The sequence below is a fragment of the Hyphomicrobium sp. 1Nfss2.1 genome, from assembly GCF_965243865.1.
GTDB lineage: Bacteria > Pseudomonadota > Alphaproteobacteria > Rhizobiales > Hyphomicrobiaceae > Hyphomicrobium_A.
Genome location: NZ_OZ251603.1, coordinates 1253931 through 1274214, shown reverse-complemented (window position 1 = coordinate 1274214; position 20284 = coordinate 1253931). Strand labels below are relative to the sequence as shown.

Genomic DNA, 20284 nt, shown 5'->3' with positions numbered 1-20284 from the left:
TCGCATCCGGACAAGGCACGGGGTCGTCGTAAACGCAGGCGGCTTGGATGGTCTACTGAGAGACCGGCTCCTTTGCCGATTGACCGGCGAACTTGGTCTCGTCGCTGTCGATTGCCGTCACCGTTAGCGGCTTGTCTCCGGCGTTGGCGTAGGTGAAGCGGAAGTTGGGATTGGAGGCGATGGAGATTCCGGTCTCGGCGCGGAACACGAGATCGTCACCGCTCTTCACCTCGATGTCCTTGACGAAGCGCGCTGGGATATAGCCGCGCGTTTCCATGTCGATCTGCATGCCGCTTCGGTTGGGGTGCTTGATCATGATCTGGCCTTCGCGCAGCGGTGTCGTGTCAACGGCCGGGGCAAAGCTCTTGACCAGCGTCTTGCCGAGGTCGGCGGTTTCTGCGTCGGCGTCCTTCGGCGCCGGTGCCGAGCAGCCGCCTGAAGCCTTCACGAACTTTTTGGCCACGTGCAGCTTGCCGTCGGCAGTCTCTACAACGGCGTGCACGTAGGAATAGCTGTCGACGCGTACGCGCGTGGACATGCGACGCTCGCCGCCAGTGGTGCCGGCGGCGGGGCCGAAGGTGAAGGTGGCGGCGACGGGGGCGGGGTTCTTGTCGATAACGAGCGTCATCGACTTCACCGGCTCTTTGAACGAGGGAGACAGGCGGACGGTGATGGGGACGACGGCAGCATCTTCGGCGCGCTCCGGGGCGTCGATCTGGATGACGCCTTCGTTCTCGGTCATCGGGCGGGAGTCGAACACATCGCGCTGCAGCGACGGCCAGACGTCTTCATCAGCACGCGCGCCGCCGGTCATAGCGAGGCCGAGGCCTGCAGCCAAGGCGATGATGGCAGATCGTGCCATCCTCTTTCGTAAGTGCTCGGTCATGTGCGTCTCCATCCTTGTGCGTTCTATTTGTTATTCCCATTCAAGCTCTGCAAAGGCGGCGGTCACGTTGCGGACGTGGTATTGGTCGAACAACTTCCAATGACCGCGCTCGGATTGTCCAGCGGTCTTTGTCGCCTCGTTCATCGTCTTGCCTTCCTTGATCATCCGGCGCACGTCCGTTGCGACAGTCGACCAATAGCGCTTCTCGTCGCCCACCGCTTCGGGGAGCTGCATGGCGTGCGGGCCGTGGCCTGGCACGACGCGCGTCGGCTTGTAATGCTCCAGCTTGTCGATGAGGCTGAGCCAGCCGCGCAGCGAGCCATCGAGCGTGGGGATGTGTCCGGAGAAGAGAAGGTCTCCGAGAAACAGCGTGCCGGTGGCGCTATCGGAAACGATGAGGTCGTTGTCGGTGTGGGCAACCGACTGGGCCTCGAGCGTGAGCTGTCGGCCGCCAAGGTCGATGGTGACCTTGTCGTCGACGCCGCGCGTCGGCAGCACAATCTCGGTTCCGGCGAAAGCGTCATCTCCCAGCATCATCTTGTTTGCAGCGAGATATGTGTCAGCTCGCGCGGACAACCCGCGGGCGAGCTTGTGGTGCCCGATGAACTCGACATTGTCGTCGTTCTTGAATGCCACGTTGCCAAAAACGTGGTCGGGATGCATGTGCGAATTTATGACGTAGCGGACGGGCTTGTCGGTCACGGCCCTGATTGCTGCGCGCAGTTCGCTGCCGAGTTTGGCGCTGCAGAGTGTGTCGATGACCGCAACAGCATCGGTGCCGACGACGAAGCTCGTATTGGACATGTCTCCACGGTTCAGCGGAGACTGCAACTCGAAGCGACCTTGATGCACGAAGATGCCAGGGGCAATTTCGGTAAAGGCCATGATCGCGTCGGCGTGCGCGGAAAAATGGCTGAGCGCTGGTGCAACGGAGAATGCCAGTGAACCAACGAGAAGGTCGCGTCGCGAAACGGAGCGCTTGAGCGCGCCGGCGACTGTCTGCGTTTCCTCCGTGCCTGGTCTCGTGATGACTTGCAATTGTGCGGGTGTGCACATTGGTGCCATCCTTTTTGTTGCGAGATGGGGGTCGTGTCGTTACTTCGACGCCAGGCCCTCCACGAGCTGGCGGAATACCGGCTTGATGACTGAAGGATCCTTCAGCGCCCAGGCGACAATGCTGGCGCCTTGCAGCGCACTCAGAAGCATCAGCGCAGTCTTGCGATACGGACGCGAAAGCTTGAAGTCGTGTTTGGCTGCGCCTTCACGCAAGACGGCTTCCAGCCATTCGAGGTGCAGCTCGAAGAATATCCTGACGCGCTCCTGCAAGGAGGCGGGGAGATACGCGGCATCGGCAGCGAGCGCGCCACACAGCGGCATCTGCCCGTCTTCGAGGCTGGCGGCGAAGAAGTCGCCATAGGTCAGCAGTTTGCTGCGGGTATCGATGTCTTCGGCGCCAAGCTCTTTGAGCTGTGCGGTGAAGCGCTCGAGATAGGTGTCGATGAGGACGGCACCCAATTCTTCCTTGGTGGGGAAGTGGTGATGGATGCTGGCCTTGCGAATGCCGACGCGCTCGGCGAGGTCAGCATAGCTGAACGACGCATACCCCCTGGTTCTGACAAGGGCCTCCGCTTCGGCAAGCAATGAGGATTTGGTGTCGAGTGCTTTCATCGCGCCAGACTATCTACCAGTTGGTAGGTAGTCAACCCAACGCTTTGCGCGCAGGCCAAGTTGGTGTCGATCGTCGAGGGAGCTCGCCAGTGCATTGGGCACCGGCGCAGCTGTATTTCTTGCGGTAATTCAGCCTGCTACGGGCATGCCAGTGCTCTCGCCGAGCGCCAGATCGACCGAGTACCTAGACCGAGGGTTTGCCCTCTTTGAATGCGCCGCTGGCTTCGCCCATCAGCTTTTCGTCGAAGATGGGCATACGAAGTGCGGGTGCGCCTGGCTTCAGGTCGAGCTTATTCATGTCGACCCAGAAGGTGTTCGGCGTAATCGTCGTCTGTACGTAATAGACGAGGGCATCAGGATCGATGATCGAGCGATACCAAGTGGGGTAGGTGCCGGATACGCCAGAGTACGGGCTGCCAAACGGCACCGACACGTTGTTGACGAGGCTCATCATGTTAGCGACGGCCTGCGGAACGTCACTTGTCTTTGGCAGGTATTTGAGCGTGTAGGCGGCGCGCACGAACCGGTCTGTCGCCTGGATGCCGCCGGGCAGCTCGGCGATGGTGCCGCCGAAGGGCTTGTACTTGAGCAGATTGGCGATCTGCTCGTCGTAGGTGGGCTCGTTTGTCATCACCTGGTAATGCCGGCCCATGTGAACCGTCGGCTCGCCCTTGATGAACTCAATAATCGCCGAGTTCCCGGCGGCGTCGGCAATCGCGACGTGCAGCGGCAGGCCTTCGGGGTATTCCTCGCCGAGGGCAGTGTTGACCACCTGCACCTGGTCGAGGTTGCCGATCACCTCATTCACGGTGGCGTAGTTGTCGAGGTAGTACTGCGGCCACTGGAAGAAGGCGATGCCGGGGCGCGTGGAGTTGCGCGGCTCGTACTTGGTGCCGTCGAGGAAGAGCAGATTTACAACGAGGCCCTTCTCGTTGACGCCTTCCTCGGTGCAAACGTCGAGACCGGCGATAATGACGCTGGCATAGCGCGACGTCCATTTGGCCGGGTTTTCGGGCACGCGCCCCTCGCGCTCCATTCCGGCGGGGAGGGCCCACAGGACCTCATCGAAATTGCGGCTCCAATCGAGCGTGCGGCCAACGAGCTTTACCGGATTGTCGTTCCAGAAGATGCGGCTGCAAGCTTGAGCGGCGGCGGTGGGGAGCGCGGCTGCGGCACCAAGCCCGGTGAGGGCGGCGAGTGCCTGCCGACGGGAAACGCGATTGCTCATTGGGAAGAATCTCCAAGCGAAGGCGGGCAATCTAGCAAAGAGCGATTGGAGCGCCGTTTCGAGCAAAGCTAAAATTGCTCGCAATCCATCGAGTGAGGAGGTTTTGAATGGCTTCGGTGCCTTGGACTTTCCCTGGCGAGCTAGCGGTGCGTGGGGTCGACCAGTGACGAGCGCCAGTCGCGTCGCATGCGGCCCTGCCTAAAAGCATGTTCGAAGAGCGTACGCATGAAAGTTGGATCACACTCTGATTTCGCCGGCTGGATGTTGAGGCTCGGGCGGAGCGATGCGATCGCGATGCGCGCGTGGCGCAATCCAGCGGTCGCAAACAACTCCTGAGCGGGCAGCAGCCACATGGCGGGCTGTGCGGTCTTGCCGTGCTGTGCCTGGTCGGCAGCAAAGGCTTCGCCTTCATCGGCAAAGAGGACGCCGTTGTGAATAAGATAGTTTGCGAGTGGTGACGTTCGGAAAGCAGGCGGTGCCAGGAACGGTTCGCCGGCGCCGGTGCGACGTAGAACAGGATTGCGCATGGCGACGAGCCCCGCCGGTACGGGTGCTGTGTCGGGATCGACATAGGTGATCATATCGACGGAGGCGCGCAGGATCGATGCGATGAGGTTCTTTGCCTCGCGATGTCTGCTCGCAGCGACGGCGCCGATGTCCCAGATGGTTTCCTTCCGCGCTGCTGAACCAGGCAGCGCGATCAGCAACCTTGCGCCTGCTTCGTGGCGCCGGGCGATCGTGTCGAGCACCGCTGGTGTAATGCGAGAGACTGCGCGCTCGGCCATGTCATGCAGAGTGCCAGCGGCACAGGCGAAGATGTCGATGACGGCCTCGTCGCCTGTGTGGCCGACAAATATGAATGGCGCGATCAGCGCACTCATCCCGACGGCGGTGACGACCGTGAAACTGGGCCGGGTGCCCGTCTGCCCCCAACCGACGAGAAGCCCCGCACCGTAGGCCGTTCGCTGCCGCCCGTCGGAGAGGGCCAGCATGGCCATGGACTGATTGGCCGGCGAGGTGCCGAGGTCGGGGGTGTTCTGCGCGACGAGAACCGTCTCCTCGACGGTGCGGGGCTGCGGAGGTGTCCAGCAGGTGCTGGCCGCGGAATGGCAATGGCTGAACGGCAAGAACGCAAGCGCCAATAGCGCGCTTTTCGCCTTTTGGCTCAAGGGCTGTCCCTCCCAAGCTTCCCCGTCAGCCGAGCTAGCGATGCAAAGCGGCGCCTTCATGTCTGGAAGGGTGGCGCGGGCGTGGGCCCCGATCGGTGATTTCTATGAAAACTATCGATTTCCAGATGGCGCAGGTGCTGAGTAGATTGGGGGCAGAACAAAAAGCCGGTCGGGGGGATGGGCGTGGCGACTGCAGGGGTGGAATCCGTCTCGAAGGCGGACAAAGGCATAACCTCGGGCGAGCGGCGGGTTATATTCGCGTCCTCGCTCGGCACCGTTTTCGAGTGGTACGACTTCTACCTCTACGCGACGCTGGCGCCGTTCTTTGCGGCGCTGTTCTTCCCGCCCGGCAACGATACGGCCGCGCTGCTGTCGGCGTTTGCGACGTATGCGGCGGGCTTCATCGTGCGTCCGTTCGGGGCGCTGGTATTCGGGCGCATCGGCGATCTCGTTGGGCGCAAGTACACCTTTCTCGTCACCATCGTGGTGATGGGCATCTCGACGTTCGCGGTCGGTTTGCTGCCGACGTTCTCCGATTCAACCATCCTCGGTTACACGGTGCCAGGCATTGGCTGGGCGGCGCCGGTTCTTCTGGTGACGCTGCGGCTGCTGCAGGGTTTGGCGCTGGGCGGCGAATACGGCGGCGCGGCGACCTATGTTGCCGAGCATGCGCGACCGGGGAAGCGCGGTTTTGCAACGTCGTGGATCCAGACCACCGCGACGATCGGGTTCTTCCTGGCGCTGGTGGTGATCGGCGCGTGCCGGTTCTATTTCTTCGACGCGCAGACGTTCGCTGAGTGGGGCTGGCGCGTTGCGTTTCTGGTGTCGCTGCTGCTGTTGCTGTTCTCCGTCTACATCCGGCTCATGCTGGAGGAGAGCCCGGTGTTCATGCGCATGAAGGAGGAGGGCAAAGGCTCGACATCGCCGATCACCGACAGCTTCCTGCGTTATCCGAACAACAAATACGTGCTGCTGGCGTTGCTCGGTGCTACGGCCGGGCAGGGCGTCGTGTGGTATACGGGGCAGTTCTATGCCCTGTTCTTCCTCACCATCACGGCGAAGGTCGATCCGCTCTATGCCTACGCGCTGATCGCGGGTTCGCTCGTCATCGGTACGCCGTTCTTCGTTTTCTTCGGCTGGCTGAGCGACAGGATTGGGCGCCTCAAGATCATTCTGGCGGGGTGCCTCATTGCGGCGCTCACGTATTTCCCGCTGTTCGCACTGATGGCCAACGCGGCCAATCCCGATCTCGTGGCGTTCCAGGAGAAGACGCAGCTCTCTCTCAGCGTCGATCCCGCGGAATGCAACTTCCATATCTTCGTCGGACCGTGGTCGACGTTCACCGAATGCGACAAGGCGAAGGACCACATCAGCAAGCTCGGGCTGTCGTTCGAAACGAAGGACGCGGGCGCAGGGGCGCCGGTGGTGCTCAACATCAACGGTACGGACGTCGCGCCATTCACGCCCGCGGCTTACAACTCTGCGCTGGTGGCGGCGGGCTATCCGAACTTGAAGCAGGTGGAAAAGGACGGTGCGACGGCGTTTGCGCCGCTGCAGGCTGATCCCGCGAAGATCGATTGGCCGGTGCTGCTCGGCATTCTCGTCGTGTTCCTGATCTACGTGGCGATGGTGTACGGGCCGATCGCGGCGTTTCTGGTCGAGCTGTTTCCGACCAACATTCGATATACATCGATGTCGCTGCCGTATCACATCGGCAACGGCTGGTTCGGGGGCATGCTTCCGCTGCTGGCGACGGCTATCGTTGCTTGGTCGGGCAACATCTACGCGGGGCTCTGGTATCCGATCATCGTGGCGCTGGGCACGTTCGTCATCGGCGCGCTGTTTCTGCGCGAGACCAAGGACCGGGATATCACGGCGGTGTAGTAAGATCGGGTCGGCGCAGGGCATTTCCCACGACGGTTGCGGGATCTTTACCAAGTCGTTGGATACTTGCGGCTTTTCGGGAGCCGTCACGCCCGGGCTTGGGTAGGCGGCTGCAGCACCGGGAGCCTTTCCATGCGGCACTCACTTGCCATTTGCGGCTTAGCGGCCTTTGCCGCGAGTGTCGCGACGCTTGCTCCAGCAACTGTCACGCCGGCCGAAGCCGGTGGCTGGTATCGCTGGGACGGATACGCGGCGCCGCGTGCTCCGCGCCGCCGCTACTATCGCATCACCCCGCGCGGCAACGGCGACAACCTGCGCTACTACAGCAGCCCGCGTGCCTATCGCTCGGCCTGCTCGTACGGCGACTGCGAGTGCCTGCGCATGATGGCGGTGCGCACGGGTAACCCGCATTGGTGGGACAAGTATCAGGCCTGCAGCGGCTGATCGGGCAATCGCCGAGGCCTGCTCTTAGCTCTTGAACGCTGCGCGGATCTTTTCGGCGTGGCCGGCAAGGACTTCGGGTTTTTCCATCTCACGTGCATGCGGCATCAGCGGAACGCCTTCGTGGCGCGGGATGACGTGGAAGTGCAGGTGGTAGACCGTCTGGCCGCTTGCCGGCTCGTTGAACTGCACCACCGTCACGCCGTCGGCAACGAATGCTTCCTTCACCGCGCGCGCGGTGCGCTGCACGATGGGGATGACTTTGGCGAGCACGGCCGGGTCGGCATCGAGAATATTGCGGGAGGGTGCCTTGGGGACGATCAGCGTATGCCCGGGCGCCTGGGGCATGACGTCCATGAATACCAGCGCGTCGGCGTCCTCGTAGATCTTGTGCGAGGGGATCTCGCCGCGCAGGATTTTGGCGAACACGTTGCTGTCATCGTAGGACATGCGGGCCTCCCGTTTGCTGGGGTTGTTAAACGGATCGCCGCGGGCGGCGTCAAGCGATCGTCGCAAGGTTATCGTTGTTGGCCTTTGCGAAAGGGTGCGAAGGCGGAAAGGTCGGCGATGTTCTCGGCGATGGCAGCGCGCTCGCCCTCGAGGTAGCGCGCCACGGCCTGACGAAAACCCGGATCGACGATGTAGTGCGCAGAATAAGTCGGCGTCGGCATGTAGCCGCGGGCGAGCTTGTGCTCCCCCTGGGCGCCGGCTTCGACGCGCGCCAACTTGTGCGCAATGGCGTAGTCGATCGCCTGATAATAGCAGAGCTCGAAGTGCAAAAACGGGTGATGCTCGATGGCGCCCCAGTAGCGTCCGTAGAGGCAGTCGCCGCCGATGAGGTTGAGCGCGCCGGCGATGTAGCGTTCACCGCGGCGGGCCATGACGAGCAGACAGCGGTCGGCCATCGTTTCGCCGAGCAATGAGAAGAAGCGACGATTGAGGTAGGGGTGCCCCCACTTGCGGTTGCCGGTGTCCATGTAGAATTCGAAGAACGCATCCCAATGGCGTTCCTCGATGTCGGCGCCGATCAAGTGCTCGATGACGAGGCCGTCGCTAAGAGCTTCGGCGCGCTCCTTGCGCAGCGCCTTGCGCTTGCGCGATGCGAGCGAGGCGAGGAAATCATCGAAGCTAGCGTAGCCGGCATTGCTCCAATGGAATTGCTGGTCGGTGCGCTGCAGATAGCCATCACCGCCGAGCAATTCCCACTCCGGTTCGGTGAGGAAAGTGATGTGCACCGATGATGCGCCGATGCGCTGGGCAAGCTGGGCGGCTGCCGCGGCGAGCAGGTGGCGGTGGTGCTCGGCATCAGGGCCGGGGCGCACCAGCAGTCGATCGCCGGGAACGGGCGTGAAGGGCACTGCGATCTGTAGCTTGGGGTAGTAGCTGCCGCCGGCGCGGTCGTAGGCGCTGGCCCAGGAATGGTCGAACACGTATTCGCCCGCACTGTTGAACTTGGCGTAGCAGGGCGCGCAGGCTGCAATCTCTCCGTCAGCGTCTGCAATCGTGATGTGCTGCGGGATCCAGCCGGTGTCGGGACTACCGACGCAGCCGGATTCCTCCAGGGCACTCAGAAAGGCATGGGCGATAAACGGATTGTACGTCGCTGCATCGGGGTTGGAGCAAGCATCCCAGCTCGCAGCGGGAATGTCTGCAATGCTTGCAACGATGCTGGCGATAACGGTCCGCTTCTCACCGTTCTCGATGCTCATTGCGAATGCTTGCCCTCTTCGCGGGCCCCAGGGTCAGGGCTCGTATCCTTCGAATATCGGTGCGTCGGCCCAACGGGCCGCGGTGGCGCGCTGCTCGTCGGTGCGAACTGTCCACGTGAACAGGGGCAATGCCAAGACCTCACGCGTGAAGCGCGTGACGGGCGTGGGAAGCGCATTGACATCATAGGCGTAGAAGTCGGGCGCGGCCGGGCCCGATTCAAGCAGATGTGTCAGGTCGTAAGCGCGCTCGGGGCCGAGCTTGCCGCGCCACCAGCAGTCGCCGACGTACTGGCCGGACACGATGCCGCGGGGGATGGCGGGGGCCAGTTCGCGCATCGCCGTCATGACGGCGGGGTCGAACGACATGAGGCCGAGGGGGCCGCTGTAGCCTGATGCGGTGGCGGCAATGCCTTTGAGAAAGTTGGCGTCGGGCTTATCCCACTCGCTTTTGATCTCGATGAGCAACGGCTGGCGGCCGGCGACGAGTGCCAGAAGATCGGCAAGGTCGATCATGGCTGCGTCCCCGGCCTTGTAGCGCAGGGTCTTCAGCGCCTCGGCGCGGTGCCTGGCAAGCGGTCCTTCGCCGTCGATTAGGCGCTCGAGCGTCAGGTCATGGAACACCATGGGCGTTCCGCAGGCGGCCGGGCGCACGTCGCACTCGATGCCATAGCCGCGTGCAATCGCGGCCTCGAAGGCGGGCACCGTGTTCTCGACGATGCCCTTGGCCGCGCTGTGCAGGCCGCGATGCGCAATCGGCTTCAGAAAGGCCGCACGATCGCGCATGGGGGCACCTACCCGTTGACGAGGATGGTGGCGTCGATCTCGACGGCGCAGCCCAGCGGCAGGCTCGAGACGCCGACAGCGACCCGGGTGTGGCGGCCCTTGTCGCCCAGGACCTCGACCATCAGGTCGGAGGCGCCGTTGACGACCTGCGGGTGGTCGGTAAACGAGGGTGCCGCATTGACGAAGGCGGTGAGGCGGATCACCTGCGCGATGCGGTCGAGGTTGCCCAGGGCGGCGCGGGCCTGCGCGAGGATGTTGAGGGCGCATAACCTGGCCGCTTCCCGGCCCTCCTCCACCGACACTCCGTCGCCGAGCTGCCCTTTGGCGAGGGTACCGTCTCCGGCCTTGGAGACCTGGCCGGAGATAAAGAGCATGTTGCCAGCGAGGCTGAAGGGGACGTAGTTAGCCACCGGGCTGGGGGCGTCGGGTAGCGCGATACCAAGCGTCGCAAGTCGCGCCTCGACATTTTCGGTCATGCTAGGGTCCCCTTTGAAGCGCCGGCTTCATCCGGCTTCAGAACCGCCTTTTTGACCGGGGCGCCGCGTCTTGGCAATGGCGGCCGGGGGTGAATATGCCCGGACTTAACCAGTCCGGGTTACGTTGCCGCCGGAATGAGCGTGAGGAAGAATGCTGCAAGTGACGAAGGTTGTGATCGCTTGGGCCGTGGGCTCGGCGGCGATGGTGGTGCCGATCCACACGTCGAGCGCGCAGGTGGCGGGCGGCGCGGTGCAGTTTCGTCCGCACCGGGCCGTGTACGATATCACCTTCGATCACGCGACACCGGGGTCCGGGGTCGCCGACATGACCGGGCGCATGGTCTACGAGATGACCGGCACCACGTGCGGTGAGTATGCGCAGAACATGCGTTTCGTTACACGCCTGACGAATCAGGAGGGCGCATCTCAACTCAACGATCTGAGAACGACGAGCTTCGAGGAGGTTGCTGCGCACCGGCTGCGCTTTTCGTCGAGCCAGTACGAGAACCAGAAGCTCGCCGAGGCGGCCCAAGGGACTGCGGCGCCCGGCAAGGAGAACGGGAAGCCGTTCACCGAAGTGAAGCTGACGAAGCCGGCCAAGAAGATGATCAAGCTGCCGGCCGACATCTACTTCCCGATCCAGCATTCGATTGCGCTGGTCGAGGCGGCACGGGAGGGGCAGAGCCTCTTTACGGCTAATCTCTACGATGGCTCCGACAGGGGCGAGAAGTTCTACGAAACCAGCGCCGCTATTGGTCCGCGGGCGGCTCCCGGCAGCATCAAGGTGCCTTCTACGCTGGCGCATGGCGACCAGCTCGAAGGCTTGTCGTCGTGGCCGGTGGCGATCGGCTATTTCGAGCCGGGGCCAAGCCAGCTCGATGCGTTGCCCACGTATGAGCTGTCGTTCCGCTTTTATGAAAACGGCGTTTCCTCGCGGCTCTACATCGACTACGGGGATTTTGCCATTCGTGGCGAGCTAAAGGAGCTGACGTTCCTCGAAGAGGGCAAGTGCACGACGGATGCGAAAGCGCCGGCTCCTCGCACTAAACGCTGACCTCGGGATCGCCGATCTCCCCAGCCATGTCTGCAAGTGCGCGGCGGGCGGGAGCGATGTCCTCGGGTGGAATGCCATCGGAGGAAGCGAACACGAGCAACGCGCTTTCGTCCTGCAAAAGGTAGTCGAGCACAGCAACGAGCATCTGCGGAGAGCGGGCTTCTGCGCGCAGCTGCTGGGGGCTCACGCCCGTCAAAGTGAGGAAGCGAATGAGCCGCTCTTCGTCGCCCGCGAGAAACAAGAGTGCGGAGACTCCGATCGATTCGGCCCTGTCCGTGTGCATTCGGCTCAACTCCCAATTCACCTAAACTTTGAAAGATAGGGTGTTCGCAGGCTGAAGTCCCAGCTTGGGACAATTCATTAACTGTTGGTTACCCCCTCCGCCAGCACACTCGCGGCCAGTACAGCCCGAAGAATCGGTGCAAAAGAGTGCGGGGAGTTTGGCTGCAGCATCATGAATATCCAGGAGACCAGCACAGTCGGGCCGCGCGGCATCGTCCCGCGGAAAAGCGACCGGACGGTCCTCATCGTCGAGGACAACGAGCTCAATATGAAGCTCTTCCACGACATTCTTGCAGCCCACGGCTATCAGACCATCCAGACCCGCAACGGTCTTGATGCGTTGGAGCTGGCGCGGCGCCATCACCCAGCACTGATCCTAATGGATATCCAGCTTCCTGAGGTTTCGGGGCTGGAGGTGACGAAGTGGATCAAGGAAGATGACGAGCTGCGCCATATCCCGGTTGTCGCCATCACCGCCTTCGCCATGAAGGGCGATGAAGAGCGCATCCGCTCGGGCGGGTGCGAAGCCTACATTTCCAAGCCCATTTCGGTTGGGCATTTTCTCGAGACCGTGCAGCAGTTCGTGGGCGCCGCCCGCGCATGAGCGTCAATTTTGTTCTGAGTAAAATCACAGATGACTGCGCGCGTTCTGGTTGTTGATGACATCTCCGCAAACGTCAGGCTGCTCGAGGCGCGGCTGTCTGCCGAGTATTTCGATGTTTTGACTGCCTGCAACGGATTGGAAGCCATCGCGATCTGCGAGCGTGAACGCATCGATGTCGTGTTGCTCGATGTGATGATGCCGGGACTCGATGGGTTTGATGTCTGCCGGCGCATCAAGGCCAATCCAAAAACCCATCATATTCCGGTCATTCTCGTTACGGCGCTCGATCAGGCGTCGGACAAAGTGCGCGGTCTTGAAGGCGGCGCCGACGACTTTCTAACCAAGCCGGTCGATGAGATAGCGCTGGTCACACGCGTGAGAAATCTCGCCCGCCTGAAAACGCTGACCGATGAAATGCTGATGCGCGCCCTCACCGGGCGGCAGATGGGATTGAGCGAGGATGCCGCGCTGTTGAAGGCGCTCTCAGAAGAGAGTGGGCGTGTGCTTGTCGTCGACGATGATGCGCGATCGGCTAAACGGATTGCCGGTTGGCTCGGCACCGTGCACGAGGCTGTCGTCATCTCCGATCCGAAGTCGGCACTGGCAAAGCTTGCCAGCCAGGAATTCGATCTGATGATCGTTAGCCTGACGATGTCTGGTGCGGATGGCTTGCGGCTCTGTTCGCAAGTGCGTTCAACCGATCGCGCGCGCCATCTGCCGATCATTGTGCTCGTCGAGCCTGGCAACGAGGCGCGGCTGCTGCGTGCGCTGGACATGGGCGTCAACGATTACGCCATGCGCCCTGTGGACGAGAATGAATTGCTGGCACGAGCCCGCTCTCAGGTGAGGCGCAAACGCTATTCGGATCATCTGCGCAATCGCTTAGAGGAGAGAATCGAAGCGGCTGTCATCGATCCGCTGACGGGGCTGCACAATCGCAGATACATGGAAACGCATCTCGCCACGCTGGTGGAAGAGGCACGGCGCAGCGGCCGGTCTTTGTCGGTACTGCTGGCGGACATCGACCACTTCAAGAGTGTGAACGATACCTATGGCCATGACGCGGGCGATGCGGTGCTGCGGGAGTTTTCCGAACGGTTCAAGCGCAATACCCGGGGGATCGACCTTGCCTGCCGCTACGGTGGGGAAGAGTTCCTGATCATCATGCCCGATACGCCACTGGAGCGCGCCTGTCAGATCGGCGAACGGCTCAGGGTTTCGGTTGCCGCCGACACTTTTCTGATTGGCCCAGGCTCTGGAATCCACATCACGGCCAGCGTCGGACTTGCCACACTCGAGCGCGCAGATGACACACCCCAATCGGTATTTCGGCGGGCGGACACGGCGCTGTTCGAGGCCAAGAGGCGCGGGCGCAATCGGGTGGCGGCAAACGCTGCCTAGCAGGCCGCTGATATTTCAGACTTAATGATCAGCTCGCGGATTCGGGTGGAGGGCGTCGTATCAGTCTGCGATGTGCAACTCACACGATATGGGCGAATCTTTGGAATCGGGATTGAGCGTGCTTCATTGACCACAGTCAAAGCATAACTTGCGTTAACCAAAGTCCTCTGTCAGATTACCAATCCGCGAGGGGGGTCGATAAATATCGAGGTGTGGGAGCGGTCTCCTAGACCCGTCTCATGCGCATTAGTTTTCCGTTCTATCAGGTCCGCCGCATTTCCTGATAGCTCGGAGAAATCGTGGCTCGGTCTCGCGGCTAGAGTGGCCTCCTCGTTGAAGCCGCATCGGACCAGCCACGGCACCAGGCGGGGAGTCAACGCCCTCTTTGACAAACCATCTGGTTACTAGACCAGGGTCCGTGGCTTTCTCGGACTAACTACCCCGCTGCCGGGTTGAGTTGCGGGCCCTGGTCAAGCCTATCGGCCATCACAACATTGCAAGCTCCAGCAAACGGACACCGCAAAGTGCCCGTGCGAGCCTTTTTCACGATAAGCAGGCGCCGGCCGGCGTCTACTTACTTAATCTTGGTTTCTTTGAATTCGACGTGCTTCCTGGCGACCGGGTCGTACTTCTTGAATACGAGCTTCTCGGTGCTTGTGCGCGGGTTCTTCTTCGTCACGTAAAAGAACCCCGTGCCTGCGGTCGAAAGCAGCTTGATCTTCTGCGTTACGGGCTTGGCCATGTTCGGGGAAACCTTCGGGGAACCTGAAACTGTCTGCTAGTTCGCAGCGAGCGCGCACCATAGCCAGAGCCGCTTGGCTGTCAAGCAATGGTCAACGGGTGAGCGACATTTACTCTCACAAGGTCTCGTTCGCGGGCCTGGGCTCGGGCGTGGGTGCAGCCGGATCGAGCGCATCGCGCCCGCCAAAGCCGTGCATTCGCAGCGCCCACTGCAAGCCGACGAGGGCCCCTTTGATGCGCGGGAGCAGCCAAAGACTCATGCCGATCGTGAGCGGAAACCACATGGCGATATGAAGCCAGTAGTTGGGGTGGAAATACTCTTCCACCATCATGACGCCGGCGACGATGAAGTGGCAGACGATAATCATCGTGAAGTAAGGCGGGGCGTCGTCGGCGCGGTGGTGGTGCATTTCCTCACCGCACTGGGGGCACGCGTGCGTCACCTTCAGATAGCCGGTGTAGAGCTTGCCCTGGCCGCAGGCCGGACACTTGCTCGCAGCGCCGCGGCGCATCGCCTGCACGATGTCGCGCTTGTTCTCGTCTGCGAACGTGATCGGTTCTGTGGTGGCCATTCGTCCTCCGGTAGATGACGTCGGTCAGCCTCGCGCGGCGGACCCTAGCGGTCAAGTGCGTGCGAATACTGGCGGCGAAGTCACGGGCCAATCGCAGTTCAGCGTCGCCGCTTGAAAGAGCCCTTGCTGCGCTGTTTACCAGCGTAATGACCGGCTGATATGCGGCCCTTGCTGCCTTCGCTCAGCATCTCGAAACGCAGTGCGCCCGCGGAGGGTACTGCTTCGACGAGCCGCACCTCGACGGTATCGCCGAGACGGAAGGTTTCGCCGGTGCGCTTGCCGACGAGGGCATGGTGCTCCTCGACGTGGTTGTAGAAATCGTTGGAGAGCGAGGAGACGGGCACGAAGCCGTCTGCACCGGTGTCCTTGAGGCGGACGAAAAGTCCTGAGCGCGTGACGCCGGCGATGCGTCCGGTGAATTTTGCGCCGATGCGGTCGGCCAGGTGGGCGGCGATGAGGCGGTCGGCGGTTTCTCGCTCAGCGCTCATCGCGCGGCGCTCGGCGTCGGATATTTGTTGAGCGACCTCGCGCAGCCGGCCTATCTCGAAATCTTCCAGGGCGCCCTCGCCGAGGCGCAGAGACTTCACCAGCGCACGGTGCACGAGCAGGTCGGCGTAACGGCGGATCGGCGAGGTGAAGTGCGCGTAGCGGCGCAGGTTGAGACCGAAGTGGCCGAGGTTGTCGATGTTGTATTCAGCTTGGCTCTGGCTGCGTAGCACGACCTCGTTGACGAGATCGGCGACGGGTAGCTCCTTGGCGCGGGCGAGGATGCCATTGAAATGTCCGGGCTTCAGCGTTGACGCTTGCGGCAGCTTCATGCCGAGCGTGTCGAGGAAGTCGCGCAGGCTCGTCAGCTTCTCCTTCGAAGGCTGATCGTGGATGCGGTAGACGACAGGCGCGTTCTTCGTTTCGAGCTGCTCGGCGGCGGCGACGTTGGCCTGGATCATGAATTCTTCGATCAGGCGATGGGCGGTGAGGCGCTCGGGCGTGACGACGTCCTTCACGCGGCCCTTGTCGTCGAGCAGGATCTTGCGTTCGGGAAGATCGAGATCGAGCGGGGCGCGCTTGTCGCGCGCGGCGGCAAGCACCTCATAGGCGGCCCAGAGCGGACGCAGGACGCGATCGAGTAGCGGGCCGGCCTTGTCGGACGGGTTGCCGTCGATGGCAGCTTGCGCCTCCTGATAGCTGAGCTTGGCAGCCGAGCGCATCATTGCGCGCATGAAAGTGTGTGTGCGCTTGGCGCCGTCCTTGTCGAACACCATCCGCACGGCGAGGCAGGCGCGGTTCTCGCCTTCGCGCAGCGAGCAGAGATTATTGGAGATGCGCTCGGGCAGCATGGGCACGACGCGGTCGGGGAAATAGACCGAGTTGCCTCGCAACTGGGCCTCGCGGTCGAGCTTGGAGCCAGGGCGGACGAAGTTGGAAACGTCGGCGATGGCGACGAGCACGATCCATCCGCCGGGGTTTGCCGGATCGGTGTCCGGCTCGGCATAGACGGCGTCGTCGTGATCGCGCGCGTCGGGCGGGTCGATGGTGAGGAGCGGTACATCGCGCAGGTCGGTGCGGCCCTGCAGCGTCGGCTCCGTCAGCGCTTCGGCTTCGGTGACGACGCTTTCGGGGAAGTCGTCGGGGATGCCGTGTGCGTGCACGGCGATGAGGCTGATCTGCCGCTGGTCGTCGGGATTGCCGAGGGATTCGAGAACGCGCGCCTGCGGCGTGTGCATGCGCCCTTTGCGGGCGAGATCGAAGCGGACGAGATCGCCGTCCTTAGCGCCGCCTTCGTCGCCGTTGTGGATCGACCACGAGCGAAGCTGCTTGCGGTCGATGGGCTCGATGGTGCCGCCACCGCGCTTGGATGCGCGGAAGATGCCGATGAGGCGGCGCTTCTCGCGCGGCAGGCGCTTGATGGGTGATGCTTCGAAACGAAAACCTTCGACGTCTTCTCCGACAAGCTCGGTGATGCGCGCGAGGATGCGATCACCGACGCCGATGGATGCTTCGACGTCGACCTCGGGGCCGCGCGCGGAGCGAATGGGCAGTAGTACCGATGGGCGCTCGCCATCTTCCTCCCACACGACCGGCTTGGCGATGAGGTCGCCGTCGTCGTCGCGACCGGTCACCTCGAGCACGGTGACGGAAGGAAGGCTGCCCTTCTTCTGGAAGCGCTTGCGATCGCCGGAGAGAATCCCTTCCTCGCTCATGCTGGCGAGGAGGCGATTGAAGTCCATGCGCTCGGGGCCGCGAATGCCGAACGCGCGCGCGATCTCGCGCTTTCCAACCTTGCCGGGCGAGGTCTTGATAAATTCGAGGATTTCGTCGCGGCCGGGCAAGGCATCGCGCTTTGCCGGGCCACTCCACTTGGCCTTTGGCTTTTGGGCCTTTGGCTTGCGCGGCGCCATGTCAGCGTGCCCGGCGAGAGATCATTAGAGGCTCAGGTCTCCGCGTCGGCTGGCTCGGACTTCGACTTCGCGGCCTTGGCTTTCGTCGTCTTCGCCGACTTGGTGGCCGTCTTGCTCTTGGCTACCTTGCCACCTTTCGCGACTGGCTTGGTCTCGGCCGCTGCTTTTCGCACAGGCTTCTTTTTCTTCGACGGGCCTTTGGCGGCGCGGGCGGTGATCAACTCGACAGCCTCGGCAACAGTGAGCGTGTCCGGCTCTTTGCCGTTGGGGATCGTGGCGTTGACGTCGCCGTGCTTGACGTAAGGACCGTAGCGGCCGGACAGCACCTCGATCTTGCCGCCGCCGTCGGGGTGCTCGCCGAGATCCTTGAGAACCGTCGGTTTGGCGCGCTGGAATCGGCTCTTGGCGCCGGCGGCCTTCTCAGCGAGCAGGGTGACGGCGCGGTTGAGACCGACCGAGAACACATCCTCGATGCTCTCCACGTTGGCGTACGTGCCATCGTGCAGGATGAAGGGGCCGTAGCGGCCGAGGCCGGCGGTGATCGGCTTACCGGATTCAGGATGCATGCCGACGTCGCGGGGAAGCGACAAAAGCTTCAGCGCAAATTCGAGATCGACCGACCCGGCATCGACGCCCTTGGGAATGCTGGAGCGCTTGGGCTTTTCGCCGTCGGAGCCTTCGCCGAGCTGGAGGTAAGGCCCGAAGCGGCCGGAGCGCAGCGTCACGGCGAGCCCGGTATCGGGGTCGTAACCGAGCTGCTTGCCGTCAGGGCCCGCCGCTTCCGTGTCGCCTTGGCCGTTCACATCGCCGAGCTGGCGTGTGTAGCGGCACTCCGGATAGTTGCCGCAGCCGATGAAGGCGCCGTACTTGCCGGAAATCTTCAAGCTGAGGCGTCCGGTCTTGCACGAGGGACAAGAGCGCGGATCGGAGCCATCCTCGCGGACGGGGAAGATATGCGGTCCGAGGATCTCGTTGAGGGCTTCGAGCACCTCGCCGACGCGCAAGTCCTTGATGTCGTCGACGGAACCGGTGAACTCGCGCCAGAAGTTGCGCAGCACGTCCTTCCACTCCAGCTTGCCGTCGGAGATCAAGTCGAGCTTGTCTTCGAGGTCGGCGGTGAAGTCGTACTCCACATAGCGCTTGAAGAAGCCTTCGAGGAAGGCGGTGACGAGACGGCCCTTGTCCTCGGGGACGAGACGCTTTTTGTCGACGCGGACGTATTCGCGCTCCTGCAGCACGGCGAGCGTCGAGGCGTACGTCGAGGGGCGACCGATGCCCAGCTCTTCGAGCTTCTTGACGAGCGTTGCTTCGGAATAGCGCGGTGGCGGCTGCGTGAAGTGCTGCTCGGCTTCGATCAGACGGTCGGTGACCTTGTCACCCTCCTGCAGTGCGGGCAGACGGCGGCTTGAACCGTCGTCGTCGGGAGCGATGTCGTCCTTGCCCTTGGCGGCGTGGAGGCGCTCATCGCGGCCTTCCTCATAGACCTTGAGGAAGCCTTCGAATTGGATGACAGAGCCTGTAGCACGGAGTGTGTAGGTTTTGCCGTCGCGCCCCTTGACCTCTATGTCGGCGGTCGTCTGTTCGACTTCGGCGGAAGCCATCTGGCTGGCGACGGCGCGCTTCCACACGAGCTCGTAGAGGCGCGCCTGATCCTTATCGAGGTACTTGGCGACTTCCGACGGCCGGCGATTGACGTCTGTCGGGCGGATGGCTTCGTGCGCTTCCTGTGCGTTCTTGGCCTTGGTCTTGTACTCGCGAATGAACGGGGCAACGTAGCGCTGCGAATATTCGCGCGCGATCATTCCGCGGATGGCATTGATGGCTTCGGGTACGATCGTGACGCCGTCAGTTCGCATGTAGGTGATGAGGCCGACGGTCTCGCCGCCGATGTCGACGCCTTCATAGAGGCGCTGGGCCACCTGCATCGTTTGCTTGGCGGAGAATCCGAGCTTGCGGGACGCGTCCATCTGCAACGTCGAGGTGGCGAAGGGCGGCCAAGGGTTGCGCTTCACCGCCTTCTTGTCGGTCGAGACGACGCGGAAGTCGCCCTTCTCGATGGCGGCCTTGATAGCATTGGCCTCATCGCCGGCCTTGATGTCGAGCTTCTTGAGCGTCGTGCCGTTGATGGCGTTGAGGCGGGCAGGAAATTCCTCGCCCTTGGCCGTCGCCATGGTGGCGTCGATGGTCCAGTACTCGTCGGTCCTGAAGATCTCGATCTCGCGCTCGCGGTCGCAGATCAGGCGTAGAGCGACAGACTGAACGCGACCGGCCGAACGCGCGCCGGGCAGCTTGCGCCAGAGGACCGGCGACAGGGTGAAGCCGACGAGATAGTCGAGGGCGCGGCGGGCCAGATAGGCTTCAACCAGCGGGGTGTCGATCTTGCGGGGCTCGGAGAGCGCGGTGAGGATCGCCTGCTTGGTAACGGCGTTGAAGGCGACGCGCTCGACCTCGATGTCCTTCTTCAGGGCCTTCTTCTGATGCAGGATCTGGAGGATGTGCCAGGAAATCGCCTCACCTTCGCGATCAGGGTCGGTGGCGAGGATCAGCTTGTCGGCGTTTTTAACGGCCTCCGTGATTTCCTTAATGATCTTCTGGGACTTGGCGTCGATGTCCCAGTGCATCTCGAAGTCCTTGTCGGGCTCAACCGAGCCATTCTTGGCCGGCAGGTCGCGCACGTGACCGAAGGACGGAATGACCTTATAGCCGCTGCCGAGGTACTTGTTGATGGTCTTGGCCTTGGCAGCCGATTCGACGATTACGACGTTCATCTAGGAGCTTTCAGGCTGGCGACGGGGAAGCCCAGAATATGGGGCTTTAGACCCGAGGGGTGGGTCGTGAGCCCGCGGCCGCCGGGGGTAGAAATTCCCGGTTCGGTCGGCCCGGGAACATGGGTGAGGATTGTGGCGGTGTCAAACCGCCCTATCGCATTGCGAGCATTGTTATCTATATTGCAATCGAAGATTGTGGATGTTATTTGCCGTTCAGTC

19 protein-coding genes are annotated in these 20284 nt (G+C 62.5%); 5 read left to right on the top strand and 14 right to left on the bottom strand.

Annotated elements, in window-relative coordinates:
- Positions 1-52: 52 nt before the first annotated feature.
- The 5 genes from ACP15D_RS06360 to ACP15D_RS06340 form a co-directional block, all read right to left on the bottom strand.
- Positions 53-862 (bottom strand): quinoprotein dehydrogenase-associated SoxYZ-like carrier, encoded by an 810-nt coding sequence (locus tag ACP15D_RS06360; protein ID WP_424956704.1) that lies wholly within the window; start codon positions 860-862, stop codon positions 53-55.
- A 54-nt stretch (positions 863-916) separates the two neighbouring features.
- Positions 917-1942 carry a quinoprotein relay system zinc metallohydrolase 2 gene (locus ACP15D_RS06355; RefSeq protein WP_424956703.1) on the bottom strand — a complete coding sequence of 342 codons (1026 nt, stop codon included), beginning with the start codon at positions 1940-1942 and terminating at the stop codon, positions 917-919.
- A 39-nt stretch (positions 1943-1981) separates the two neighbouring features.
- Entirely contained in the window at positions 1982-2554 is a 573-nt protein-coding gene (locus ACP15D_RS06350) for a TetR/AcrR family transcriptional regulator (RefSeq protein WP_424956702.1), read from the bottom strand.
- A 184-nt stretch (positions 2555-2738) separates the two neighbouring features.
- Entirely contained in the window at positions 2739-3782 is a 1044-nt protein-coding gene (locus ACP15D_RS06345) for a linear amide C-N hydrolase (RefSeq protein WP_424956701.1), read from the bottom strand.
- 140 nt (positions 3783-3922) lie between these two features.
- Positions 3923-4951 carry a hypothetical protein gene (locus ACP15D_RS06340; RefSeq protein ID WP_424956700.1) on the bottom strand — a complete coding sequence of 343 codons (1029 nt, stop codon included), beginning with the start codon at positions 4949-4951 and terminating at the stop codon, positions 3923-3925.
- A 177-nt stretch (positions 4952-5128) separates the two neighbouring features.
- Here ACP15D_RS06340 and ACP15D_RS06335 point away from each other — a divergent pair, with 177 nt between their 5' ends.
- Together ACP15D_RS06335 and ACP15D_RS06330 are read left to right on the top strand one after the other, a co-directional pair.
- Positions 5129-6835, top strand: a complete 1707-nt coding sequence (locus ACP15D_RS06335) for an MFS transporter (RefSeq protein WP_424956699.1) — start codon at positions 5129-5131, stop codon at positions 6833-6835.
- Positions 6836-6967: 132 nt separating this feature from the next.
- On the top strand, positions 6968-7279 hold the full coding sequence (locus ACP15D_RS06330) for a hypothetical protein (RefSeq protein WP_424956698.1): 312 nt from the start codon (positions 6968-6970) through the stop codon (positions 7277-7279).
- A 24-nt stretch (positions 7280-7303) separates the two neighbouring features.
- Here the strand turns inward: ACP15D_RS06330 and ACP15D_RS06325 are convergent, their stop codons facing one another.
- The 4 genes from ACP15D_RS06325 to ACP15D_RS06310 all read right to left on the bottom strand — a co-directional run bounded on the left by ACP15D_RS06325 (position 7304) and on the right by ACP15D_RS06310 (position 10244).
- On the bottom strand, positions 7304-7726 hold the full coding sequence (locus tag ACP15D_RS06325; protein ID WP_424956697.1) for an HIT family protein: 423 nt from the start codon (positions 7724-7726) through the stop codon (positions 7304-7306).
- Positions 7727-7794: 68 nt separating this feature from the next.
- Complete coding sequence (locus ACP15D_RS06320; RefSeq protein ID WP_424956696.1) at positions 7795-8985, bottom strand: GNAT family N-acetyltransferase; 1191 nt, start codon at positions 8983-8985, stop codon at positions 7795-7797.
- A 33-nt stretch (positions 8986-9018) separates the two neighbouring features.
- On the bottom strand, positions 9019-9768 hold the full coding sequence (locus ACP15D_RS06315) for a glycerophosphodiester phosphodiesterase family protein (RefSeq protein ID WP_424956695.1): 750 nt from the start codon (positions 9766-9768) through the stop codon (positions 9019-9021).
- Between the two features lie 8 nt (positions 9769-9776).
- A complete protein-coding gene (locus ACP15D_RS06310) occupies positions 9777-10244 on the bottom strand; it encodes a RidA family protein (RefSeq protein WP_424956694.1) in 468 nt (155 codons plus the stop codon).
- A 151-nt stretch (positions 10245-10395) separates the two neighbouring features.
- Here ACP15D_RS06310 and ACP15D_RS06305 point away from each other — a divergent pair, with 151 nt between their 5' ends.
- Positions 10396-11298 (top strand): cell envelope integrity EipB family protein, encoded by a 903-nt coding sequence (locus tag ACP15D_RS06305; RefSeq protein ID WP_424956693.1) that lies wholly within the window; start codon positions 10396-10398, stop codon positions 11296-11298.
- Here ACP15D_RS06305 and ACP15D_RS06300 read toward each other — a convergent pair.
- Positions 11288-11581 (bottom strand): DUF3572 domain-containing protein, encoded by a 294-nt coding sequence (locus ACP15D_RS06300; RefSeq protein ID WP_424956692.1) that lies wholly within the window; start codon positions 11579-11581, stop codon positions 11288-11290. The genes ACP15D_RS06305 and ACP15D_RS06300 overlap by 11 nt on opposite strands.
- A gap of 171 nt (positions 11582-11752) precedes the next feature.
- Here ACP15D_RS06300 and ACP15D_RS06295 point away from each other — a divergent pair, with 171 nt between their 5' ends.
- Both ACP15D_RS06295 and ACP15D_RS06290 read left to right on the top strand, forming a co-directional pair.
- Complete coding sequence (locus ACP15D_RS06295; RefSeq protein WP_424956691.1) at positions 11753-12184, top strand: response regulator; 432 nt, start codon at positions 11753-11755, stop codon at positions 12182-12184.
- Positions 12185-12214: 30 nt separating this feature from the next.
- Complete coding sequence (locus ACP15D_RS06290; RefSeq protein WP_424956690.1) at positions 12215-13585, top strand: PleD family two-component system response regulator; 1371 nt, start codon at positions 12215-12217, stop codon at positions 13583-13585.
- 574 nt (positions 13586-14159) lie between these two features.
- Here ACP15D_RS06290 and rpmG read toward each other — a convergent pair.
- From rpmG to topA, 4 genes are all read right to left on the bottom strand, one after another.
- The gene (gene rpmG / locus ACP15D_RS06285) at positions 14160-14327 is read right to left on the bottom strand and encodes a 50S ribosomal protein L33 (protein WP_072372069.1); all 168 of its coding nucleotides are present in this window, start codon (positions 14325-14327) and stop codon (positions 14160-14162) included.
- Between the two features lie 115 nt (positions 14328-14442).
- The gene (locus ACP15D_RS06280; protein WP_424956689.1) at positions 14443-14898 is read right to left on the bottom strand and encodes a DUF983 domain-containing protein; all 456 of its coding nucleotides are present in this window, start codon (positions 14896-14898) and stop codon (positions 14443-14445) included.
- A 98-nt stretch (positions 14899-14996) separates the two neighbouring features.
- Positions 14997-17297 (bottom strand): ribonuclease R, encoded by a 2301-nt coding sequence (gene rnr, locus ACP15D_RS06275; RefSeq protein WP_424956688.1) that lies wholly within the window; start codon positions 17295-17297, stop codon positions 14997-14999.
- A 32-nt stretch (positions 17298-17329) separates the two neighbouring features.
- A complete protein-coding gene (topA, locus tag ACP15D_RS06270; protein WP_424956687.1) occupies positions 17330-20065 on the bottom strand; it encodes a type I DNA topoisomerase in 2736 nt (911 codons plus the stop codon).
- Positions 20066-20284: the final 219 nt, after the last annotated feature.

What these genes read in the sequence shown, in the direction of transcription:
- ACP15D_RS06360 (WP_424956704.1), bottom strand. Translation starts at nt 862, where the DNA reads ATGGCACGATCTGCCATCATCGCCTTGGCTGCAGGCCTCGGCCTCGCT.
- ACP15D_RS06355 (WP_424956703.1), bottom strand. Translation starts at nt 1,942, where the DNA reads ATGTGCACACCCGCACAATTGCAAGTCATCACGAGACCAGGCACGGAG.
- ACP15D_RS06350 (WP_424956702.1), bottom strand. Translation starts at nt 2,554, where the DNA reads ATGAAAGCACTCGACACCAAATCCTCATTGCTTGCCGAAGCGGAGGCC.
- ACP15D_RS06345 (WP_424956701.1), bottom strand. Translation starts at nt 3,782, where the DNA reads ATGAGCAATCGCGTTTCCCGTCGGCAGGCACTCGCCGCCCTCACCGGG.
- ACP15D_RS06335 (WP_424956699.1), top strand. Translation starts at nt 5,129, where the DNA reads ATGGGCGTGGCGACTGCAGGGGTGGAATCCGTCTCGAAGGCGGACAAA.
- ACP15D_RS06330 (WP_424956698.1), top strand. Translation starts at nt 6,968, where the DNA reads ATGCGGCACTCACTTGCCATTTGCGGCTTAGCGGCCTTTGCCGCGAGT.
- ACP15D_RS06325 (WP_424956697.1), bottom strand. Translation starts at nt 7,726, where the DNA reads ATGTCCTACGATGACAGCAACGTGTTCGCCAAAATCCTGCGCGGCGAG.
- ACP15D_RS06320 (WP_424956696.1), bottom strand. Translation starts at nt 8,985, where the DNA reads ATGAGCATCGAGAACGGTGAGAAGCGGACCGTTATCGCCAGCATCGTT.
- ACP15D_RS06315 (WP_424956695.1), bottom strand. Translation starts at nt 9,768, where the DNA reads ATGCGCGATCGTGCGGCCTTTCTGAAGCCGATTGCGCATCGCGGCCTG.
- ACP15D_RS06310 (WP_424956694.1), bottom strand. Translation starts at nt 10,244, where the DNA reads ATGACCGAAAATGTCGAGGCGCGACTTGCGACGCTTGGTATCGCGCTA.
- ACP15D_RS06305 (WP_424956693.1), top strand. Translation starts at nt 10,396, where the DNA reads ATGCTGCAAGTGACGAAGGTTGTGATCGCTTGGGCCGTGGGCTCGGCG.
- ACP15D_RS06300 (WP_424956692.1), bottom strand. Translation starts at nt 11,581, where the DNA reads ATGCACACGGACAGGGCCGAATCGATCGGAGTCTCCGCACTCTTGTTT.
- ACP15D_RS06295 (WP_424956691.1), top strand. Translation starts at nt 11,753, where the DNA reads ATGAATATCCAGGAGACCAGCACAGTCGGGCCGCGCGGCATCGTCCCG.
- ACP15D_RS06290 (WP_424956690.1), top strand. Translation starts at nt 12,215, where the DNA reads ATGACTGCGCGCGTTCTGGTTGTTGATGACATCTCCGCAAACGTCAGG.
- rpmG (WP_072372069.1), bottom strand. Translation starts at nt 14,327, where the DNA reads ATGGCCAAGCCCGTAACGCAGAAGATCAAGCTGCTTTCGACCGCAGGC.
- ACP15D_RS06280 (WP_424956689.1), bottom strand. Translation starts at nt 14,898, where the DNA reads ATGGCCACCACAGAACCGATCACGTTCGCAGACGAGAACAAGCGCGAC.
- rnr (WP_424956688.1), bottom strand. Translation starts at nt 17,297, where the DNA reads ATGGCGCCGCGCAAGCCAAAGGCCCAAAAGCCAAAGGCCAAGTGGAGT.
- topA (WP_424956687.1), bottom strand. Translation starts at nt 20,065, where the DNA reads ATGAACGTCGTAATCGTCGAATCGGCTGCCAAGGCCAAGACCATCAAC.